Source organism: Sporomusa sp., assembly GCF_057736855.1.
The window spans coordinates 1-1,415 of sequence record NZ_JBYKYF010000107.1; the positions used below are offsets into that span (position 1 = coordinate 1).

Annotated in this window: 2 protein-coding genes; both read right to left on the bottom strand. The window is 36.8% G+C overall.

From position 1 onward, the window contains the following. The coding region (locus AC29Z1_RS08765; RefSeq protein ID WP_488271079.1) for a PAS domain-containing protein at positions 1–907 on the bottom strand (907 nt) is incomplete at its 3' end. Further along, positions 907–1,415, bottom strand: a 509-nt coding sequence (locus AC29Z1_RS08770) for a hypothetical protein (RefSeq protein ID WP_488271080.1), incomplete at its 5' end; no start/stop codon positions are given. The genes AC29Z1_RS08770 and AC29Z1_RS08765, both read right to left, overlap by 1 nt.

Below are 1,415 nucleotides of genomic sequence, written 5' to 3' on the forward strand. Positions count from 1 at the left end.
GTTCGACACGAGCTCCTTCGTGCTGCTTACCTTTAGTTATATCTTGCATGATTATAGCAACATACCCAGGTTCAGGCGAATAGGCCAAAAATTCTATCCATTTATTTATCGAAGGTAGGTATTTTTCAACCTCAACCTTTTGTCCACGGCTGATTATATTCCAATAAAGCTGCAAAGTTTCAAAACTGACATCTGGGATGAGTTCAGCAAATTCAGATAGTTGACGTCCTTCTGCCGTGCCATCATCCATTTTAAGTATCTTATAGATTTCGTGATTGGCCTTACAGATAATCCCATCATACAACTTATGATTAGGTCCGGTAATAAGTTTCACATAACAAAACCCTACTGGTAAATCTTTAAACAATTGTTGATAATCAATGTGCTCTGTCTGGTTTTCTAATATGGGAATATTAGTTATAGAACTGGCAAACTCACATGTGATGTTTTTCATAAATAAACTAGATTCTGCATTATGCGAGCTGGAATCTACTTCTTTAACTAGATTTTTTAACCTAGTTACCCGTTGCTGTTGGTTGGTAATATCCATCACTTGTATCAAAACATATACCTGTCCGCTAACAATAATAGAATCGAAATAAACATTTTGGCAAAACTTGATATTGTTTTGTTGCATGTGAGCAGCTGGAGAAAATAGAGTTTTATGAATAGCTCCTGCACAAAATCGGCTTTTTCTTTCTTTAAGTACATCAGTTAATATTGTTTTGTAGTATCCCTGAGAGAATTTTGGATAGTATTTCGTAATGGGTTCTCCTACTATCTGAGCTGCTTGCCAACCTGTCCATCGCTGCATCCAGTCATTCCAGAACACAATACGGCAATCTTGATCAAGCACAACAATACCCATTTGCATTTTTTGAAGTAACGCAAAACCTACATTTTCCATTAATACATTCCTAATAGACGATCAATTTTTTCAATAAGAAATGATGGAGAAGTAAGACTTAGGATAATCAGTATTGCACCATCCACATCGATTTCCCGCAAATATAAATACGTCTGGATAATCACAATATAGGACTCCTCCTCTGCTTCAATGGTCACATCTAGTTTTTTGAGATCGAAAAATTCAACATCTGGTACGAAATATTCCAGCCGCATGTTAAGCAAATCGCCCAAGCTTCCCATAATCGTATTTAAGATAATATTGCCGATTTCACGCATAACATCAATATCGGTATCAGAAAAAGCTATGCTATATGGCTCTTGATCCTCATACTCCCCAATAAAACAGTTCAACACTTTTTGCACGCGTTCCATGGGAAAAAGAAGATGGGCTTTTCCTTTGAACTTACGCCCAAATTGCAAGGATGATGAAATTACATGGCCGTCGCTGATGCCGGCAAAGCAATTTCTTACAGAATCTTTCCCTGATTTTACTGTAAGAATTTCAA